This window comes from Flavobacterium cupriresistens (assembly GCF_020911925.1).
Taxonomy (GTDB): domain Bacteria; phylum Bacteroidota; class Bacteroidia; order Flavobacteriales; family Flavobacteriaceae; genus Flavobacterium; species Flavobacterium cupriresistens.
The window spans coordinates 5,018,105-5,039,823 of record NZ_CP087134.1 but is presented as its reverse complement, the minus strand read 5'-3'; the positions used below and the strand labels follow the sequence as shown (position 1 = coordinate 5,039,823).

The following is a 21,719-nucleotide window of genomic DNA, read 5'->3' as shown; positions in this document are numbered from 1 at the left end:
GTAAAGTCATTAGTTTAGAGGATTATATGGGAGTAGTTAGTAATTTTACTTATGATAACTGGGGAAAATTAACCAATACCACTGTAACGAATTCTTCAACGACTCCAATTTCTACAACAATTGTGTATGAAAAATTGGGAGATGGTGGGTATACTACCACTAGCACTAATAATTTAGAAGCCAAAACTGTTACTCAATATGATGTCTCAGGAAGAGTTGTATTAAGTTCTACAAAAGGATTTACTGCAAATACAATGGTATCTAAACAAATTGTTTATGATGGATTGGGGCGTAAACAAAAAGAAAGCGAACCTTATTTTTCGGCACCCAATCTTTGGACGATTTATGAATATGATTACTTAATGAGACCAACTAAAATAACGGCGCCTAAAGGAAAGATACAAACCTTATCGTATTCTGTTTTAACAACTACTAGTAATGACGATGGTAAGATTACAACTGCTACTGTAGATGCATTAGGAAATAAAGTACAAAGTACAGATCCCGGAGGGAGTATAAACTTTACTTATTTTGCGAATGGGCAATTAAAAGAGTCAGATTATCAAGGTAACAAAGTAAAAATAAATATTGACGGTTGGGGTAATAAAATTTGGTTGTCTGATCCGAGTGCAGGAATCTATACCTATAGTTATGATGCTTTTGGTCAGTTAAAAACAGAGACCACACCTAATGGAATAACTACCTTTGTCTATGATGATGCAGGTAGGCCAACTGAAAAGACGATTGTAGGAACCAATACGAGTACCAATAGTAAGACAACCTATGCTTATAATGTCTTAAATCAAATTACAAGTAATACTTTTGTAGACAATACAGAGGCAAAAACCACAACAGTCAGTTATGAATATGATCCTCTAAAAAGACTATTTAAAACTACAGAAACAACCCCATATGCTACTTTTGTAAAACAATTGTCGTTTGATATTCTCGGAAGAGTTGAGAAGGAAACCTCTACAGCAATCGCAGCCGGAAAAACCAGTGCTAAAACAGTAAAAAACACCTATCAAAATGGATTTCCATGGCAAATTGTAGACGATAGCACACAACAAATATTGTGGCAATCCAATACATTGAATGAAAGAGGACAGCTTTTAACAGCAGCATTAGGAAACGGAATAGCCATAACAAATGCTTATGACCAATATGGTTACACGACTCAAATCAAACACGATAAAACGAGCCCTACGCTTGTAAATGTTGTAACACTTAATACCTCTTTTGAAATTAAAAGAGGAAATTTAAACAGCCGTAACAGTAACTTGTTCAGCAGAAATGAAATTTTTAAGTATGATGACTTAGATCGTCTGACGGAATATACTAATGCGTTAGGTATTCAGGAAACGCAGGTTTATGATGACAAAGGAAGAATTACACAAAATGCTGTAGGTACTTACGAATATGATACTGCCAAAACCTATCAAAACAAAACCATAACACCAACTCCCGAAGCCCTTGGTTATTATGGAATGAGAGAAGGGATTTTTAACGATAGTTTTGAAGACAGAACCGGTTGGGGAGTTGAAAGATACCCTAATACAGCGTTCTATAGTTATGACAATACTAAAGCAGCCCGAAGTGGAAAGAATACTGTAAAGCTCGCTAATACAGTGGCAACAGAGCAATTCTTATTTTCGGATAAGTGGGTTGATATTGATAATGCAGTTGCTACTCAATATACTTATTCAGCTTGGGTTTATAGTGATAATCCTCAGTCGCAGATATTTTTGTATATGAAAGATGCAGCTAATGCGGTTACACAAGTAAGTGCTGTAAGTGATGCAAAAGGAGCATGGACCCAAATTGTAGGTACATTTTTAGTTCCTGCAAATATTAAGAAGTTACGTCTACGTTTAGATAATAATGGATTAGGAAACGTTTGGTACGATGATGTTCAGATTCGTAAAACCAGTGATGCAGCGACTTCAACCAGGGCCTTAAATGTTACTTACAATAGTTTTAAAAGCCCTATACAAATAGAGGAAACAGGAGTAGATAAAATAAGTTTTACCTATAATGATGGTAATGAACGTAGCAGTATGTTTTATGGAGGTTTACACGCAGATAAACTGTTAAGGACATACCGTAAACATTATTCAACAGACGGTACGATGGAAGTAAAACAAAATATGGTCACCGGAGCCATTGAGTTTGTAACTTATATTGGAGGAGATGGGTATACAGCACCAGTGGTTTTAAAAAGTGATGGCACAATACAAAATTATTTATATTTACATAGAGATTATCAAGGTACAATTGTAGCAGTAACCAATCAGACAGGAGGATTAGTTGAAAAACGATTGTTTGATGCTTGGGGTAATATCGTAAAAGTTCAGGATGGTGCAGGCAATATTTTGGCAGGTTTAACCGTTCTGGATCGTGGATATACAGGACACGAACACTTGCAAAGTGTTGGAGTCATACACATGAACGGGCGTTTGTACGATCCAAAGTTGCACCGCTTTCTACAACCCGATAATTACATACAGGAACCTTATAATACACAGAATTACAATAAGTACGGATATGTTTTAAACAACCCGCTTAAGTATACGGATCCGAGTGGTGAATATGCGGAAATTGGATTTGGAGTTGTTGTTGCTATTGGTGCGGCTATCGCAGCAGTAACCTACACATTGACCGCTTTATTGGCAGACGTTCCTTTTAATGTAGGAGGATTAGTAAAGAGTACCTTTATTGGAGCAGCAAGTGCTGCCGTGACTTTTGGGATTGGTAGTGCGGCATCAACAATTACGAATTTTTATGTTAGAGCAGCCTTTAGTGCAGTTGCTCATGGTACTTTTCAGGGCAGTATGACCGCAGTTTCTGGAGGTAAATTTTGGACTGGTTTTGCCGCAGGAGCTTTAAGTAGTATTGCTTCAAGTGCTTTTAGTTGGGATGGTAATGGTGCAGCCAAAGGTTTAGGTTGGGCAAGTAGTGTCAGAGGCAGCGATATTGGCATGATTGCTTTTGGTACTGTTTCGGGTGGCACCGGAGCAGCTCTAACGGGAGGTAATTTTTGGCAAGGCGCTGTAACGGGGCTTGTGGTTAGTGGACTGAATCATTTAGGGCACAGAATTATTGAACGAGGTATGATTGTCGATAGACTTAAGGCTGCTGGTTATGATAATCCTCAAGCATCTGCAGATTATGAAGGGCTTAATTTGAATGAATTTGCAGCGAAAGTTTTCCCTGATTTGATGACAGATGCTCATAACCCTAGATTTGAGAAGAGAGAGATTATTGATGGAGATATTACAACTCTTGGATTAAGTTTAGGCTCTGAATCAAATGGGAATCATATTTTTGGAGGTAAAGTATTAATAGCAAAGGTGGCTTTTTCGAGTTATCTAAAATTAGCTAGTACGGTTGGTCATGAATTAGTTCATGTTGCAAATTATTATAATGGTAATTATAACTCTTGGTTTAGGAGAGGAGGAGAAGACTATCGTAATGCAATAGATGAATTTCAATCATATGATTGGGAAGCAAGAAATGGGGGGACTTATAATCCAATTAACTATGATAATTATAGAATGCAGGCTAGACTTTGGAATAAACTAGTAAACAATTTTAATTAAAAAAGATGAAATATTTATTTATACTCATTTTATTTTGTCAAAATATATTTTGTCAAAATATATTAAGTGACAATAGTAAAAAAATTAGTATTATTATTTTAGATTCTAAACTAGAGGATGGACAATTTGTTAATGTTAAAATCAAAAATAATAGCAAATTAAATTATTGTTTCGTGATTGATACCTCATTTTATACTCGAAATAGATTGTCTTATGATGGTAATTTTGAGAATTTTTCAATTTATTTGTATAAAAATGGTATAGAAAAAAAAATACCGGCATCAAAGGAAGTAACTAATCATATAAAATTCAAAGACTCTATTGTTGACAAAAGAAAAGGAAAAGCGATTGAAAAGAAGAATGATACACTTATAGTTGATGAGTATTTTCTTTATAAAAGTTTATATAAGAATGGATTCGTCCGTACTTTAAGTGTTATTAAAGTTAAATCTGGAAAGTCTATATACTTAAGAATCCCTTTTAATCTTGTTATTAAATATTTGAATCAAGGCGTGAATCAGTATTATAATATAGATAGGACAAAAAAGTATAGTGTAGGAATAGAATATATGATTAAGCAAGAATATATAGATAAATATATTCATAAGAAAGAAAAGAATTCTTTTGAAAATGAAGGGTATACGTTTTTTATAGGTAGCTTGGTTTCAAATAATGTGTCCTTAGTTCTAAAGTAAGTTTCATAAAGTAAATCATTCGCCCAACGAATGGTTTATTTAGTTAAAATATAATTTAGTTACTAACCGTAACTTAGATTCTGTGTAATTATTTTACTGGCAGACGTTCCGTTTAGTGTAGGAGGATTGGCAAAGGCTACTTTTATTGGGGCAGCTAGTGCTGCGGTAACTTTTGGACTTGGTAGTGCAGCAGGTAGTTTATTTAGCAATTTTTACTCACAGGCCGCATTTCAGGCTGCTGCACATGGTACTTTTCAGGGAGGTATGACAGCTATTTCTGGAGGTAAATTTTGGAGTGGTTTTGCAGCAGGAGCATTGAGCAGTATTGCGGCTAGTGCTTGGGGTGGAGGTTTAACAAGTACTAGTCAGACAAATGGAGATATAACCACATTTTATGAAAGAACTGTTTCTGGACTTGGATTTGGAGGTGATGTAGGCACTATAGCTTTTGGAGCTGTATCAGGTGGAGCGGGGGCTTATTTGGCTGGAGGTAATTTTTGGCAAGGAGCGACGACAGGATTAGTAGTGAGTGGTTTGAATCATACAATTCATGGAGGAGAAAACAAAAAAAATTCACTTTATTCAAGAAGGTACGCAGTTGATAAAAATGGAAATGTTATAAGTGAAAGTCTAAATTATTTTAGTCGTAGTAAAGCAGATATAAATCTACATAATAGAGCAGAATCAGAGCCTTTAAGAATGAATGAGTTGACGATTTATAGTCATGGTAGTCCTCGCGGTTTTGCAAATTCTCATAATCTTAATGCAAGTGGGAATCTTGTAGATATTTTGTATGAAGACAGTGCTATGTGGAGAAATCTTGTGAATGGGGAAATAAAAAGTTTGACAATGGTTTTAAAATCTTGTACAACGGGTTTCTTAAACGGAAATAATATATCGCAATATTTGACAAATTTGCATGGAGGTTTAACAATTTATGCAGCAGCTCAAAATTGGACAGCTAGTGGTACAGTAGAATTTACTAGGGGAGGAAAAGTACAGAATGGATGGTATAATATCTTTAAGAATGGATCTTGGACAAAAGAGAGTGTTGATATTAAATAGTAAAGCATATGAAATTAGTAAATATTTTATTCCTATTGTTTTTTACGTTTATATTTTCATCCTGTAAAAGAGAGAAGGTGATTGAAAAAGAAAAAGTCAATAACAATAATGATATAATTAAAAAAGAATTTAAAAGATCAAAATATTTTGATGAAGATAGAATTAAAGATGCGAAATACGCTGTAAAATATAAGGGAGATAAAGCTTCTTATGCTGAATTAGAATTATACTATGTATATAATGATTTGAAAAAAGAAGAAATTATTCCTTATACATTAATAATGGTCGAAAAATATCATAAATATGAATATGCATCTACTGCATTTATGAATTTATTAGAATTTTATACAGATGCAAAATTCACTTATGATGGAACGTATATTAGTTTATTACCATATCTGAAAAATTTTAAAAAGTTAAATTTAGATCAGAAAAATTATTTAATATATTTTTTGAAAACCGGAGTAAAAAATGAAAACCTTGGATGTGTTCGTTATTTAGAAATATTAAATCGTGAAGGAATTGGTATTTCTCGGAATATTAAAATGGCAGATAGTTTAAAAAAGAAAGTAATACAATTGGAATACAAAAAACATTTGAGGGTAAAAAAATAAGGGCATATTAAAATGGATAGGCTTTCTGAAGTGTTTTCATAAAATTACGCTAACAAACGTCTTACTATTTCAAGACAAGATAATTCATAAAAAAACCATTCGCCGCAACGAATGGTTTTTTAGTTAAGATGTAATTTAGTTACTGACTATAACCCGGATTTTGAGTAATTAACTTATTAGCATCCATTTCTGTTATCGGAATAGGGAATACTAATTTATCAGCATCAAACGGAAGCAAAGACGAGCCATCACCTTTATCACTAACATCAATAGAACCTTTTGTTCTTTTGATATCATGAATTAAAAAACCTTCCATTGCCAGTTCTAGTTGGCGTTCGAGTAAAATATCATTTAAAGTTACCGCAGTTAGATTTTTGGCATTGGCTCTTGTTCTGAGAATGTTGATATCGTCGAGAGGTGTATTTCCGATGGCGGTTCCGGCCTGAAAATTGGCCTCGGCTCTTATTAAATACATTTCAGCCAGACGAATAATGCCAACATCGGCAAATTGATCGGTGTATTTTGAAGTTAGTAATTTTCCGTTTGAGGGATTTTCATAATTAAATTTTCCTCTGTCATCATTGGGATCGGTGAATTTAGCTAAGTAGGGATCTCTAATATAAAAATCACCGTTGCGACCTCCTCTGTCTTCCGAAGCATAAAAGGTAACAGCATCATTTTTACCGGTTTGTTTGGTGATTTGAATAGCAAATACATCTTCGGTTTTATCCGTATCGTGATTAAAGGCATCGGCATATTTAACAGATAACCCATGGCCACTGTTGGCAATAACATCATTTGCGGCATCTCTGGCTGCTGTATAATTGCTTTGTTGCAAATATACTCTGGCCAATAGTGCTTTTGCGGCGTATTTGTCGGCATAAAAATCATTTTCTGCGGGAAGATTGGTATAAGCGACATTTAAACCGTCAATAATAACTTTATAGACTTCATCTACTGTACTTCTTTCTTTAGAAAGGTCAACACTAAAATCATAAATTGCTTTTGGTCGTATGACCACCCCTAATTGTGTATTGGCTTTGCCACTTTCATAGGGTTTTGCAAAGAAACGAACCAGATCAAAATAAGCTAAAGATCTTAAAAAGTTAGCTTCACCAATCATAATGGCTTTTCTTTCAGGATCTTTTACTTTATCGATGTTGTCGATAACCGTATTGGTGGCATTAATAATTTGATAACATTTGGCATAGGTTCCTTCAATGATAACATTATTGGCTAACATTGATTTGTTGTACATTTGACCTAATTCGCCATAAGTTCCCTTCCATCTCAAGTCAGTTGTAGCCGTTACACCGGTTACGCCAAGCAAATCCGCATAAAGTAAAATTCTTCCACCATAGGCCTCTTTGTTTGCGGCCAATGCGTAGGTTCCTATCAGTACATTTGTTACTCCGGCTTCAGTGCTTAAAGTAACGTTTGCATCTCCTTTTTGTTTAGGTTCGATATCGAGTTCATTTTCGCAACTTGCATAAAACAACGCGAAAACGATCAGTAGGATTAGTTTATTTGATTTCATTTTGTAAGTTTTAAAAATTAATATTTACTCCTAAAGCCATTGTTCTTGCAGGAGGTGCTGAATAGAAATCTTCTCCGATTACTTTATCGTCTCTTCTTGCTTCGGGATCAAATCCTTTATAATTGGTGAACGTAAGTAAATTTACACCTGTAAAATAGAGTCTAAGACTGCTCAGTCCGGTATCCTTTATGGCTTGTTTAGGCAGTGTATATCCTAATGTAAGGTTTCTTAAACGCACAAAATCTGATTTGTCTAAATAACGAGTTGATTTCTGTGTACCATTTTTCCCTCCAAATCTTGCTTGTGGTACATCCGTAACATCTCCGGGTTTTTGCCAGCGATTTAACTGATCTGCCGTTTGATTGTCATAAACATCAGCAGCGGTAGATTGGTAAGAACCCGCATCGTTGTAAATACTGGCACCCCATTCTCCCTGAAAAGTAAAGGTAAAATCAAAACTTTTGTAGGTAATCGTATTAGTCATACCTGACATTAAAGTAGGGAACGGATTTCCAACAATCACTCTTCTTGCTTCAGCATAGTTACTTGTCATCTCTTTATTGAGCGTACCATCAGGATTTACAGTGTTTTTGAAAAAAAGAGCATCTCCGTTTTCTGAATTAACACCGGCATATTCAACTAAATAAAAAGAAGAGATATTGGCACCGGATCTGTTAATTGTATTACCTAACACAATGTCACTGTTGTTATTCGGCAATGATTTCACTTTTGATTGGTTGGTGGTCAGGTTAAAACTGGTGTTCCATGTAAAGTTTTCCTTTTCAATATTTTTGGTATTTAAAGTAAATTCAAAACCACTGCTTCTGATTGCTCCAATATTTTTATTGATAGAAGCTGCTCCCGAACTTATTGGAAGAGGAACTTCAAACAATAAACCATTAGTATCTTTTTGATAGTAGTCGGCCTCAAGGGTGATTCTGTCCCAAAAACGAGTTTCAAAGCCAAAATCAATTTGTGTAGATTTCTCCCAGGTCAGATTATCATTCCCCGTCTGATCGAAAGTTAAACCTGATTTTACGTTATATGGATTTGTTCGGTATAACTGGCGTGAAGCAAAATTACCTATCTCAGCATTTCCTAGTTTCCCCCAGCTTCCTTTTAGTTTTAAGTAGGTTAAAACAGAATTGTCTTTAAGAAAGTTTTCCTGAGAAACAATCCAACCAGCAGAAAGGGCAGGGAAATAGCCAAATCGGTTGTTTTTCCCAAATCGAGAAGAGCCGTCACGACGAATACTTGCTTTAAAGAGGTATTTGTTATTAAACGCGTAGTTTAATCTTCCGAATTGAGAAACAAAAACATAATCTGTTTCGCTACCATGGCCTTCGTTTACTTCGGCACCACCATCTATGGTATTAAAATTATCATTTGGAAAATAAATACTGGTTACATCCTGATATCTTCTGTGGTACTTATTATACTCCATACCGACAACAGCATTAAAGCTGTGTTTTTCTGCAACAGTTTTATCAAAAGTAAAGTAGTTGCTCGAAATATAATTTTCGGTGTTTACGGAAGAGGCAAAAACGGCGCCGTCAGTAGCCATAAAAGGAGCATTTTTCCCTTCCCAATTATCTTCTGTTTGAGATAAAAGATCATAAGAGAAATCAGAATTGAATTTTAGAGAGGGTAAAAATTTATATTCTCCGTACACTTTTCCTGTTAATCTTCTCATGATGGTTTTCCAGAACGTATTGTCTTTGGCTAAAAGATAATTTGAATATTCGGTATTAGGATTGGCACTACCGTCTGCTAATCGGGCAGGTGAGATTGGAGCTTGCGCTACTGATTGTAATGGAGTTGTGAAGGAATTATCGTCCTGAACTCTGTTGATTAAGGATCTTGAAAAGCTTAAGTTCATACCCACCGTAAAATTGTCAAAAACTTTATGCGATAAATTTGTTCTAGCTGTTATTCGTTTTAAATCATTACTGTCAATGATACCTACCGTATTGTTGTAAGCTCCTGAAATGAAATATTTTGTTTTCTGATCGCCTCCGGAAAGTGAAAAATCTGCATCAGTCGTGTGACCGGTCTGAAAAGCAATATCCTGCCAATCGGTGTATGTTTGTCCGTTTCTCCAGTCTGAACCTTGAGATAGATTTTCTAATTCTTCCTCGACAGATTGCAGATCGTTTGCATTTCTTCCTGCCTCCAGTAATAATTCTACATATTGTTTAGCATTTAACCATTTCTTTTTATGTGTGGGTTCGCTAACCCCTTGCGAAAGGTTGATACTGAAAGTTCCTTTTCCTTCTTTCCCTTTTTTGGTGGTAATAAGTACAACTCCATTAGCACCACGAGCACCATATATTGCTGCAGACGAAGCATCTTTTAGGACATCAATAGACTCAATCTCATTGGTACTTAAAGTAAGCAGTGGGTTGGTTGGCGCACCATTGCTGGACTCATCATCGGTAATTAACGGAATGCCGTCTAACACGTACAAGGGTTGTGTTCCGGCACTGATACTGGCCGCTCCACGAACTCTGATGTTAATTCCTCCATCTACTTTACCATTTGTTTGCGTGATTTGTACGCCGGCTAATTTACCCACCAATGCATTTTGTACGTTGGCAACGGGTACTTGCTGGATATCTTTTGCGGTAACTCTGGCGATATTATCGGTTGAATTTTTCTTAGATTGGGTTCCGTACCCTACAACTACAACAGCATCAAGTTCATTTGAGATCCCCTGAAGGGTTATTTTCATTGATTTTGATGCCGGAATTTCCAATGTTTTCATTCCTACATATGAAACAGTAAGCGTTTGTCCTTCTTTTGCACTGATTGTAAACTCTCCATCAAAACTAGTTTGGGCAACCACTTGGGTTCCTTTTAAAACTATGTTAGCTCCGGGAATCGGTAATCCTGCCTTGTCAAAAATCTGCCCGGTTATTTTTACTTCCTGGGCGATTGTTATTTGAATAAATAAAATCAATAGCAGTGTTGCAAACCTTTTAAAATTTAGATCATTTTTCATGTTTATTTTATCTAAGATTAGTTTTGTAAACGTCTTGATTTTATGTTAATTAATGATAATGCCTTTATAAGTGTATTAAATTGATTTATTATTGTTTTAGTTGCAATAGACCAACATTTGTACAGAAATGATTGGTTTTTGTTGAAATTACATCGTTTTATTAATGGACATAATTGCGTTTTATGCAGATCAAAACGCAATTAAAAAACAGCCAAAAGAGGAAAAAATAAGGGAGTCTTTCTGAAGTATTTTATGAAAATTTTTGCAAAAGAACAGTTTGCTATTTTTAACTAGAATTCGTTTTATTGACTAGTCTTAAAAAAAATGTATCGTTTATTTAGAACTAGTCACATGTAAAAATTGAACGAATTAGAGTTTAATAATGAATTTTAACATTTGCAAAAAACGTTCTCAAGTCAGGTATTTTCGGCATATTGCTTTTTGGAGTTTTTTTTATAGAGGAATAGAATAAATAAAATGTTGCACAATGATTTTAATTTTATTTATTTGTAATGGTTTTAAGTTTGATAATCAGTAAATTAAGTACTTATGAGAAGTGTTATTACGATAGTTTTGTTGGCTACTTTCGCTTTAGCTAATGCGCAGCAAAAAATTACATTCGGATACGATACAGCCGGAAATCAGATAAGCAGGGTACTATGTTTAAGTGGCTGTACTGCTAAATCAGCGAATCAAACTAAAGAGATTGATGCTATAGTTGATGGGGATTTACAAAAATTCTTTCCCGAAGATGTGATTTCGTATTATCCGAATCCTGTCAAAGAAGAACTTTATCTTAAATGGGAATTAATAGATAATAATAAAGTTTCTTCGGTAGTCGTCTATGGATTAAATGGACAGACATTAGAAACTTTTTCGAGAACAGAGACCATAAATACGCTTACTATTTCTTTTCAGCAATATTTGACAGGTATTTATCTTGTTGTATTAAACTATACCAATGGAGAACAAAAAACAGTCAAAATTATTAAACAAAAAGACTAATTCTATGAAACAGATTTACTTATCCTTTTTTATTTTATTTACTCCGTTTGTTTTTTCTCAAAATTTCACGGATACAAAAGGTGAACTACAGATTTCGGCTTCAGGTACTGCAACTTATACTTTACCTATTGCAACTCCTCCCAGTATAAAAGGGGTAGCACCAATAATAAATCTTAACTACAGTAGTGGTGTACGTGGAGGTATAGCGGGTCAGGGCTGGAGTATCAATAGTATTTCGACTATTAGCCGTATAGCAAGCCGTCGCGATATTGATGGTTTTGTTGATGGTGTTGATTTTGACGTTGATGATAAATTGTCATTAGATGGAGAACGATTGCTTATAAAAACAGGGACTTATTGGACAGCAGGATCAACATACGAGACGGAATATAAAAGCAATACTAAAATTGAATTAAAGATAGAAGGTACAATAACCTATTTTATTGTAACCGCTCCGGATGGTTCCAGAAGTTGGTACGGTTCTAAAGGATCGGGAAGTTTGCAAAATTCTGTTTCTGTAAATTCATGGTATATTGTACGATATGAAGATGTGAATGGTAATTTTATCGATTATAATTATAGCACTGTTGCCTACAATGGTACAAACCAATTGTATATTAACAATATTGTTTTCAGCGGAAACACTGTAGCAGGTATAGCTGCTCAAGATAAAATTAGTTTTTTTTATAAAGCAGCAACACGTATCGAAAGGGATTATTTAAAAGGAATCCCGGTTTATGCAACACAAATATTAGATAACATAAAAGTTTATGCAAACAATGTAGTTTTTAGGACTTATAAGCTTACACACATAGAGGATACCAGTTTAGGTTATCAGAGACTAAAAGAAATACAGGAGATAAATGCTCAGAATGAGTTGTCAAATCCGGTTATTTTTGACTATTGTTTAAGTCCTACTACACCTCAAAGGATAGAGAAAGAGTACACAAATAATTTATTGTTTAATGAAATAAGCCTTGCTGGTGATTTTGATGGTGATGGAAGATTAGATTTTGTAGCTAATGATCAGCTTTTTACAAATTTATTTAATGGTAATACCGGAAATTCCCCTTTGAATATTACAGGAATGTCACCACTATATAAGTCGGTAATTACTACTTTAAAGAATGGAAAGATGAATCAATATAATTCAATTCTAAACTTAAAGGATACATCGTTAAATAGTTTGATATTTGGTATATATAGTACTGTAAATAACACTTTTGGTTTAGATTATGAGAAAGTAATCTCTATTCCTAATGCAGGGGAATGCAACTCTAATTGTGTGCCAGATAGATGTGCTACTGGTGAATTTAAAAAATTTAAAAATGAATATGTTGAAGGAGATTTCAATGGGGATGGTATTTCTGAAGTTTTGATTTTAGGTTACAAAGAATTTAGAAACTATAATTCTGATGACCCTACTACTAGAGATTGTGTGATGGATGAAGAAATTGGAACTACACCAAACGTTTATCGTTTGTTAGATCTAAATCCAAATAGTTCAACAACTCCCAATACACCAGGATACGCACAATTTAGTTCGACACATTTTTCTAGAGATCAGAGAAGATATGTATTGGATTTTAATGGAGATGGAAAATCTGATATTTTGTTAGTTAAGAGTAATAAAACTTATAAAGTAGTTAGTTTTAAGAACTTGACGATTGCGCCGTGGGTTGAGGTTGAGTTACTTGGAGCTGGAACATTAGATCAATATTCTACAACAAAACAAATGTTATTTGGAGATTTTAATGGGGATGGAAAAACAGATATAATGCTTCCAACCAGTGAAGGTGCCGCAAATCAAACACAATGGAACATCTATTATAGCAATCCGAATCCTGCCGGAGGAGAATTTTTTGTAAAAGAAAGTCTTGATATTGTGGAATACTGGCCTGATACAGGAAGTTATTACAATACCCAAAGACATTATAGTACTTATTATGCAATGGACATTAATGCTGATGGCAAATCAGATTTGGTACGTGTCTGGAGAAAATATTATAAAGATGATTGGAGTATCAATAATCATGATACGCAATGGGAGGTTTCGGGTTTTATAAACAATATAGGTAAAGTTGGAGCTTCCGGTTTTGCATTAGGTTATAGTTCTACGGTATTTACCTCCAATTCTCCTGATATTCCAATTCCTGTGACATCAAATTACAGATATGATGGAGCAAATACGGATCTGGTTTTAGTGAGAGGTCATTATAATAAAATTGAATACTATCAATTCAATAAAAATGTAGATACAGAAAACAGATTAAAATCGGTGACAGAATCCAGCGGTAATATCAAACAAACAGTTGAATATCTGCCAATGGAAGCAGTTGGAGGGGGTCAGGGTGATATTTACACTGATTTTTATTCTTCCGCCAATGTAGTAACCTATCCTAATATTGAAATTATCAGGAATTCTGGAAGTTTTTTGGTGTCTAAATTAACGGCCACTATTAACGGTATTTCTAAATTTCAGGATTTTAGATACCGAGGATACGTGTCGAATTATAATTATGGAACCGTCGGTTTTACTAAAACTACACGAAGCAGCTGGTACTTGTCAGCTTCTGATACCAAAATTTGGACAACAGTGTATAATGATGTAGCACTTAGAGGTGCAAATACGGTTACGTGGACCAGTACCAATCCGTCTACGGTTTTTGATGCCACTCCGAGTGGGTTATTAACCACGAAAACCAATGTTTTTTCAACGTATACCAATCCAACATCAAAGTTGTATAATGTATTGTTGAGTACACAAACAACACTTGATGCCTTGACGGGAGTTAAAAGTGAAAATACTTATACATATGATGGTGTTGTAACATCACCAACCTATTATGGTTTAGAAACAAAAAGTGTGATTAAACAATATAGTGGCGCAACACTTCAAGGATCTGTTACAACAGATTCTCAATATGATAATAATCCAACAGGTGTGGAAAGTGCTTATTATGTTGGACGACCTAAAAAGGTAAATACATCTGCTAATAATGTTGCTTCAGGAGATACCCGTACCGCCGAAGAGGTCTATACTTATACGGGTGCTAACTTGACCAAAACGGAAAAGAAAGGGCATAATACTTATGCTATTGTTGAGGACATGACCTATGATGCATTAGGAAATTTATTGACTAAAACAGTTTCAGCCCCTACAGCTGTGCCAGTGCCAATTGCCAGAACAATTAAGGATGAATATGACACTACCAAACGATTTGTGGTTAAAAAAACAGATCACCAAGGATTCGTAACCAATTTTACCTATAATACACTCGGTCAGGTTACCCAGTCTACAAATTATATGGGAGTAGTTAGTAATTTTACCTATGACAGCTGGGGGAAATTGACCAATACCACGGTAACGAATTCTTCAACAACTCCAATTTCTACAACAATCGTATATGCGAAATTAGCAAATGGTGGATATACGTCCACTAGCACTAATAATCTGGAAGCCAAAACAGTTACGCAATATGATGTCTTAGGAAGAGTTGTAGTAAGTTCTACAAAAGGATTTACTGTAAATACGATGGTGTCTAAGCAAATTGTTTACGACGGATTGGGACGCAAACAAAAAGAAAGCGAACCTTATTTTTCAGCACCTACTCTTTGGACGACTTATGAGTATGATTACTTAATGAGACCCACCAAAATAACGGCGCCTACAGGGAAAATACAAACTTTATCGTATTCTGTTTTAACGACTACCAGTAACGATGATGGTAAGATTACCACTGCTACTGTAGATGCATTAGGGAATAAAGTACAAAGTACAGATCCTGGAGGAACTATAAATTTTGCTTACTTTGCGAATGGACACATGAAAGAGTCTGATTATCTTGGTAATAAGGTGCAGATGAATATTGACGGTTGGGGTAATAAAATTTGGTTGTCTGATCCGAGTGCAGGAATCTATACCTATAGTTATGATGCTTTTGGTCAGTTAAAAACAGAGACGACACCTAACGGGACGACTTCTTTTGTGTATGATGCAGCAGGTAGACCAACCGAAAAAACAGTTGTAGGAACCAATACCAATAGTAAGACGACTTATGTTTATAATGCTTTAAATCAAATTACAAGTAATACTTTCGTAGACAATGCAGAGGTAAAAACAACTACAAATAGTTATGAGTATGATACGCTAAAAAGATTATTTAAGACGACAGAAACGACACCTTATGCTATTTTTGTAAAACAATTGTCATTTGATGTTCTGGGAAGAGTTGAAAAGGAAACCTCTACAGCTACTGCAGCCGGAAAAACCAGTGCTAAAACAGTAAAAAATACCTATCAAAACGGATTTCCGTGGCAAATTGTAGACGATAGTACGCAACAAGTATTGTGGCAATCGAATACATTGAATGAAAGAGGACAGCTTTTAACAGCTGCTTTAGGAAACGGAATAGTGATAACAAATGCTTATGATCAATATGGTTACGCTACTCAAATCAAACACGATAAAACAAGTCCTACGCTTGTAAATGTCGTAACACTTAATACCGCTTTTGAAATTAAAAGAGGAAATTTAAACAGTCGTAGCAATAACTTGTTCAGCAGAAATGAAACTTTTAAATATGATGCCTTAGATCGTTTGACGGAATATACTAATGCATTAGGTATTCAGGAGACACAGGTTTATGATGACAAGGGAAGAATTACGCAAAATGCTGTAGGTACTTATGAATATGATACTGCTAAAACCTATCAAAACAAAGCCATAACACCAACTCCGGAAGCTCTTGGTTATTATGGCTTGAGAGAAGGAATTTTTAATGATAGTTTTGAAGACAGAACCGGTTGGGGAGTTGAAAGATTCCCTAATACAGCATTCTACAGTTATGACAATACTAAAGTAGCCCGTAGTGGGAAGAATTCTTTAAAATTAGCAAATACTACAACTACAGAACAATATGTCTTTTCAGATAAGTGGGTTGATATTGATAATGCAGTTGCTACTCAATATACCTATTCAGCTTGGGTTTATAGCGACAATCCACAACCAGAATTGGTTTTAGTGATGAAAGACGGCTTAAATGTTCTTAGTTATAGTAGTGAAATAACAAGTACAAAAAATAGTTGGATACAAGTTGTAAAAACATTTTTAGTTCCTGCAAACGTAAAGAAGTTACGTCTGCGTTTAGATAATAATGGATTAGGAAATGTTTGGTACGATGACGTTCAGATTCGTAAAACCAGTGATGCAGCGACTGCAACAAGAGCCTTAAATGTTACGTACAATACTTTTAAAAGCCCGGTACAAATAGAGGAGACAGGAGTAGATAAAATAAGTTTTACCTACAATGATGGTAATGACCGTAGCAGTATGTTTTACGGCGGTTTGCAAGCAGATAAACTGTTAAGAACGTATCGTAAACATTACTCAGCAGATGGTACTATGGAAGTAAAACAAAATATGGTCACAGGAGCCATTGAGTTTGTAACTTACATTGGAGGAGATGGCTATACAGCACCTATAGTTTTGAAAAGCGATGGAACAACACAAAATTATTTATATTTACACAGAGATTATCAAGGTACAATTGTAGCGGTAACCAATCAGACAGGAGTGTTAGTTGAAAAAAGACTGTTTGATGCCTGGGGTAATATTGTAAAAGTACAAGATGGTGCAGGCAATATTCTTGCAGGTTTAACCGTTCTGGATCGTGGCTATACAGGACACGAACATTTGCAAAGTGTAGGAATCATACACATGAATGGACGTTTGTACGATCCAAAATTGCACCGTTTTCTGCAACCTGATAATTATGTGCAAGAGCCTTATAATACTCAAAATTACAACAAGTATGGATATGTGTTAAACAATCCGCTTAAGTATACGGATCCGAGCGGCGAAGAGGCAATTACATTAGGAGCGGCGGTAATTATTGGAGCTGTTATAGCGGCAACTACCTATACTCTGACCGCTTTATTGGCAGATGTCCCGTTTAGTGTAGGAGGATTGGCGAAAGCTACCTTTATAGGAGCAGCAACTTCTGCCGTGACTTTTGGTATCGGTAGTGCAGCATCAACAATTACGAACTTTTATGTTAGGGCAACAGTGAGTGCAGTTGCTCATGGTACATTTCAGGGAGGTGTGACTGCTATTTCGGGAGGAAAGTTTTGGAGTGGTTTTGCGGCAGGAGCTTTAAGCAGTATTGCGGCTAGTGCTTTTGGGAAAGGGATTAATCATGAGGGACTGGACGCTAATGGCAAAATGATAAATCCAACACAAGTTTGGGGAGGAGCTGGGAGTCTTTCTGATTCAGGTTTAGGTATGATTGCTTTTGGAACAGTTGCTGGAGGTGCAGGGGCAAAACTTAGTGGCGGTAATTTTTGGCAAGGGGCTGTAACTGGTTTGGTAGTTAGTGGATTGAATCATTATGTACATATGATTGAAGAAAGGCAAGATTTAGACGCTTTTGCAAAAGAGAAATTTGGAGATGACTACAAATCTAAATACGGTGTAAGAAATTTAAAATGGGGAAGTGAAATGAATAGACGAGGTATAATTACAAGTGATGGTCTTGCTAAATATGATCCAAATTTACAAATGATCTCCGTAGGGAATGATCAAGTAGGGGGCTTTAGTCTGAATGGAACCACATATATTTCAGATGGAGTTGCTAGTTATGGTTCTGAATTTTTAGAAGTAACCATAGGTCACGAATTTGTGCATGATTATCACAATAAAATCTTTAATGGTAATTACAACCATAGTGCTTCCGAATATGCTGCATATAAGTACACAATAAATTACATGAAGGATAGTATTAGCTTAAAGCAAAATGTGCAAGCTTATACCAATCTTCAACGTAATTATGTTAGTGGTGGAAATAGATATAATAGGGTGCCCGGTCTTTTACCTTAAATAAAACATGTATGAAAAAGTTAGTTTATATAATTTGCATTTGTTTTTTGATAATGAGTCATAAACAAAACAACAATTTTGAAAATATTAATTTCTATTATTTAGGATATGAAAGTAAAACATATTTAAATAATTTTGTTTTACTTCAATTTGAAATTGAAAATCTGACAAATGATACGATTTATTTATCAGAGAAGAATATTGACTTAAAGATTTTTAAAAACAAAAAAAATATTAATGAAGATAATCTTCCAACATATTTACCATTTATTAGACCAATAAAAATTAAAGAATTTAAATGTGAAGAGAAAGAAAGATATGAAAAATCAATAGAAGAATTAAAACTTAAATTCGCAAACAAACTTTATGAGAAAAATTTTAGTAGAAATACTATCTACAAAGATTCTAAAGATTTTATACTAGAAAATATAATTAGAGATTGTATTGTTTTAATGCCTAATGAATCTATTGACTATAATAAAGGTTTTTATTCTAAAAAATTCGATAAGAATTGTAAAGTATCTGTTAAATATTCAGAAAATAAGAGGTTTACTTATTTTGTAAATGATAGTGGGAAAAGAATTGATATTAACGATTAATAAGACTGTGGAGCGACCTTACAGGAGGTAATTTTTGGCAGGGTGCTATTACAGGATTAGTTGTCAGTGGGTTGAATCATTTTGTGTACAGAATTCTTGAACGAGGTATGATTGTCGATAGGCTTAAGGCTGCTGGTTATGATAATCCTCAAGTATCTGCAGATTATGAAGGGCTTAATTTGAATGAATTTGCAGCGAATGTTTTCCCTGATTTGATGACAGATGCTCATAACCCTAGATTTTAGAAGAGAGAGATTATTGATGTTGATATTACAACTCTTGGATTAAGTTTAGGCTCTGAGTCAAATGGGAACCATGCTTTTGGAGGTAAAGCATTAATAGCAAAATGGCTTTTTCGAGTTACTAAAAATTAGCAAGTACGGTGGGTCATGAGTTAGTTCATATTGCAAATTATTATACTTGGTTTAGAAAAGGAGGAGAAGACTATCTCAATGTAATAGATGAATTTCAATTCTATGATTGGGAAGCGAGAAATGGGGTACTTATAATCCAATTAACTATGATAGTTATAGAATGCAGGCTAGGCTTTTATTTAAATTAGTAAACAATTTTAAATGAAAAAGATGAAATATTTATTTATGCTCAGTTTGTCTTTTCAGAATATATCAGGCCAAAATATAGTAAGTGATAATGGTAAAAAAAAAGTATTTTAGATTCTAAACTAGAGGATGGGTAATTTGTTAATGTTGAAATTAAAAATGATAGTAGATTAAATTATTGTTTCGTGATCGATACTTCGTTTTATACTCAAAACAGATTGTCGTATGATGGTAATTTTGATAATTTTTCAATTTATCTGCATAAAAATAATGCAAAAAAAAACCGGCATCAAAGGAAGTAATTGATCAAAGGAAGGTCAATGATTCTATTCTTGACAAAAGAAAAAGAATAGTGATTGAAAGGAAGAATGATACACTTGTAGTTGATGAGTATTTGATTTATAAAAGCTTATATAAGAATGGATTCTTCCTTACTCTAAGTGTTATTAGAGTTAAATCTGGAAAGTCTATATACTTAAGAATCTCTTTTTAATCCTGTCATTAAATATTTGAATCAAGGCGTGAATCAGTATTGTAATATAGATAATACAAAAAAGTATAGAGTAGAAATAGAATATATGATTAAGTAGGAATATGTAGATAAATACATTCGTAAGGAAGAAAAGAATCCTTTTTAAAATGAAGGGTATAAGTTTTTTACAGGTAGCTTGGTTTCAAAGATGTTACCTTAAATTCGAAAGTAAGTTTCATAAAAAAAAACCATTCGTCGCAACGAATGGTTTCCTTTAGTTAAAAGTAATTTAGTTACTGACCATAACCTGGATTCTGAGTAATAAGCTTATTAGCATCCATTTCTGCTATTGGAATAGGGAATACTAGCTCGTTTGCATTATAAGTTAATAATCTCGGTTCTCCTTTACTGTTTTGGCTGGCAATTGATTGTTTTGTTCTTTTAATATCGTGAATTAAAAATCCTTCCATTGCCAATTCTAGTTGGCGTTCGAGTAGAATATCATCTAAAGTAACTGTTGTTAAATTTTCTGCATTGGCTCTTGTTCGGATAATGTTGATATCGTCAAGAGGTGTATTTCCGATTGCTGTTCCCGCCTGGAAATTGGCTTCGGCTCTTATTAAATACATTTCAGCCAGACGAATGATGCCAACATCGGCAAATTGGTCGGTGTACTTTGAAGTTAGTATTCTTCCGTTTGCCGGATTTTCGTAATTAAAGTGTGCTCTATCATCATTAGGATCTGTGAATTTATCTAAATATGGGTCTCTAATAGAAAAATCACCACCGCGTCCTCCTTTATCTTCAGAGGCATAAAAGGTAACAACATCATTTACGCCAGTTTGTTTGGTGATTTGTATAGCAAATATGTCTTCAGTTTTATCGGTGTCATGATTAAAGGCGTCTGCATATTTAACAGATAAGCCATGACCACTATTCTCAATAACATCATGTGCGGCATCTCTAGCTGCCGGATAATTACCTTGCTGTAAGTACACTCTGGCCAATAGTGCTTTTGCGGAATACTTGTCGGCATAAAAATCGTTTTCTTCGGGAAGATTAGTATAGGCGAGATTTAAACCATCAATGATAACTTTATAGACTTCATCAACAGTGCTTCTTTCCTTAGAGAGGTCAACATTGAAATCATAAATAGCTTTTGGTCGTATAACCACCCCTAATTGTGTATTGGCTTTGCCACTTTCGTAGGGTTTTGCAAAGAAACGAACCAGGTCAAAATACGCCAAAGATCTTAAAAAATTAGCTTCACCAATCATAGTGGCTCTTCTGTCGGGATCTTTTACTTTGTCGATGTTTTCGATAACTGTATTGGAAGCATTTATGATTTGATAATATCGAGCATAGGTTCCCTGAATAATTACATTATTGGCTAACATTAATTTGTTATACATTTGACTTAATTCACCAAAAGTTCCTCTCCACCTGAAGTCCGTGGTAGCTGTGACACCTGTTACACCAAGTAAGTCACCATAAAGTAAAACTCTTCCACCATAAGCATTTCCGTTTGCGGCTAGTGCATAGGTTCCAGTCAGCACATTTGTTACTCCGGCCTCAGTGCTTAGGGTAAGAGTAGCATCTTCCCTTTGTTTAGGCTCGATTTCAAGATCATTTTCACAACTTGCAAAAAACAATGTGAAAGCTATAAGTATAATTAATTTATTTGATTTCATTTTG

The 21,719-nt window shown here is 34.6% G+C and carries 10 protein-coding genes; 7 read left to right on the top strand and 3 right to left on the bottom strand.

What is annotated here, in order from left to right:
- Positions 1–26 precede the first annotated feature (26 nt).
- From LNP23_RS19890 to LNP23_RS19875, 4 genes are all read left to right on the top strand, one after another.
- Entirely contained in the window at positions 27–3,599 is a 3,573-nt protein-coding gene (locus tag LNP23_RS19890) for an RHS repeat domain-containing protein (protein WP_230002569.1), read from the top strand.
- Between the two features lie 5 nt (positions 3,600–3,604).
- Complete coding sequence (locus tag LNP23_RS19885) at positions 3,605–4,294, top strand: hypothetical protein (protein ID WP_230002568.1); 690 nt, start codon at positions 3,605–3,607, stop codon at positions 4,292–4,294.
- A gap of 126 nt (positions 4,295–4,420) precedes the next feature.
- Positions 4,421–5,359: a hypothetical protein gene (locus LNP23_RS19880; RefSeq protein ID WP_230002567.1), complete on the top strand. Its 939-nt coding sequence runs from the start codon at positions 4,421–4,423 to the stop codon at positions 5,357–5,359.
- 8 nt (positions 5,360–5,367) lie between these two features.
- Positions 5,368–5,973: a hypothetical protein gene (locus tag LNP23_RS19875; RefSeq protein WP_230002566.1), complete on the top strand. Its 606-nt coding sequence runs from the start codon at positions 5,368–5,370 to the stop codon at positions 5,971–5,973.
- A gap of 139 nt (positions 5,974–6,112) precedes the next feature.
- On the opposite strand, the gene LNP23_RS19870 is transcribed toward LNP23_RS19875, so the two are convergent.
- Both LNP23_RS19870 and LNP23_RS19865 read right to left on the bottom strand, forming a co-directional pair.
- Positions 6,113–7,510, bottom strand: a complete 1,398-nt coding sequence (locus LNP23_RS19870; protein ID WP_230002565.1) for a RagB/SusD family nutrient uptake outer membrane protein — start codon at positions 7,508–7,510, stop codon at positions 6,113–6,115.
- A 10-nt stretch (positions 7,511–7,520) separates the two neighbouring features.
- Positions 7,521–10,511: a SusC/RagA family TonB-linked outer membrane protein gene (locus LNP23_RS19865; protein WP_230002564.1), complete on the bottom strand. Its 2,991-nt coding sequence runs from the start codon at positions 10,509–10,511 to the stop codon at positions 7,521–7,523.
- 549 nt (positions 10,512–11,060) lie between these two features.
- Between LNP23_RS19865 and LNP23_RS19860 the strand changes: the two genes are divergently transcribed.
- The 3 genes from LNP23_RS19860 to LNP23_RS19850 are packed head-to-tail and all read left to right on the top strand — an operon-like array spanning position 11,061 to position 18,992.
- Positions 11,061–11,516 carry a T9SS type A sorting domain-containing protein gene (locus tag LNP23_RS19860; protein ID WP_230002563.1) on the top strand — a complete coding sequence of 152 codons (456 nt, stop codon included), beginning with the start codon at positions 11,061–11,063 and terminating at the stop codon, positions 11,514–11,516.
- Positions 11,517–11,520: 4 nt separating this feature from the next.
- Positions 11,521–18,393, top strand: a complete 6,873-nt coding sequence (locus LNP23_RS19855; RefSeq protein WP_230002562.1) for an RHS repeat domain-containing protein — start codon at positions 11,521–11,523, stop codon at positions 18,391–18,393.
- 11 nt (positions 18,394–18,404) lie between these two features.
- On the top strand, positions 18,405–18,992 hold the full coding sequence (locus LNP23_RS19850; protein ID WP_230002561.1) for a hypothetical protein: 588 nt from the start codon (positions 18,405–18,407) through the stop codon (positions 18,990–18,992).
- A gap of 1,325 nt (positions 18,993–20,317) precedes the next feature.
- Here LNP23_RS19850 and LNP23_RS19845 read toward each other — a convergent pair.
- Positions 20,318–21,715: a RagB/SusD family nutrient uptake outer membrane protein gene (locus tag LNP23_RS19845; protein WP_230002560.1), complete on the bottom strand. Its 1,398-nt coding sequence runs from the start codon at positions 21,713–21,715 to the stop codon at positions 20,318–20,320.
- Positions 21,716–21,719 lie beyond the last annotated feature (4 nt).

Excerpts from the sequence above, each read along its gene's own strand:
- LNP23_RS19890 (WP_230002569.1), top strand. The coding sequence starts at position 27 with ATGGGAGTAGTTAGTAATTTTACTTATGATAACTGGGGAAAATTAACC.
- LNP23_RS19885 (WP_230002568.1), top strand. The coding sequence starts at position 3,605 with ATGAAATATTTATTTATACTCATTTTATTTTGTCAAAATATATTTTGT.
- LNP23_RS19875 (WP_230002566.1), top strand. The coding sequence starts at position 5,368 with ATGAAATTAGTAAATATTTTATTCCTATTGTTTTTTACGTTTATATTT.
- LNP23_RS19870 (WP_230002565.1), bottom strand. The coding sequence starts at position 7,510 with ATGAAATCAAATAAACTAATCCTACTGATCGTTTTCGCGTTGTTTTAT.
- LNP23_RS19865 (WP_230002564.1), bottom strand. The coding sequence starts at position 10,511 with ATGAAAAATGATCTAAATTTTAAAAGGTTTGCAACACTGCTATTGATT.
- LNP23_RS19860 (WP_230002563.1), top strand. The coding sequence starts at position 11,061 with ATGAGAAGTGTTATTACGATAGTTTTGTTGGCTACTTTCGCTTTAGCT.
- LNP23_RS19855 (WP_230002562.1), top strand. The coding sequence starts at position 11,521 with ATGAAACAGATTTACTTATCCTTTTTTATTTTATTTACTCCGTTTGTT.
- LNP23_RS19850 (WP_230002561.1), top strand. The coding sequence starts at position 18,405 with ATGAAAAAGTTAGTTTATATAATTTGCATTTGTTTTTTGATAATGAGT.
- LNP23_RS19845 (WP_230002560.1), bottom strand. The coding sequence starts at position 21,715 with ATGAAATCAAATAAATTAATTATACTTATAGCTTTCACATTGTTTTTT.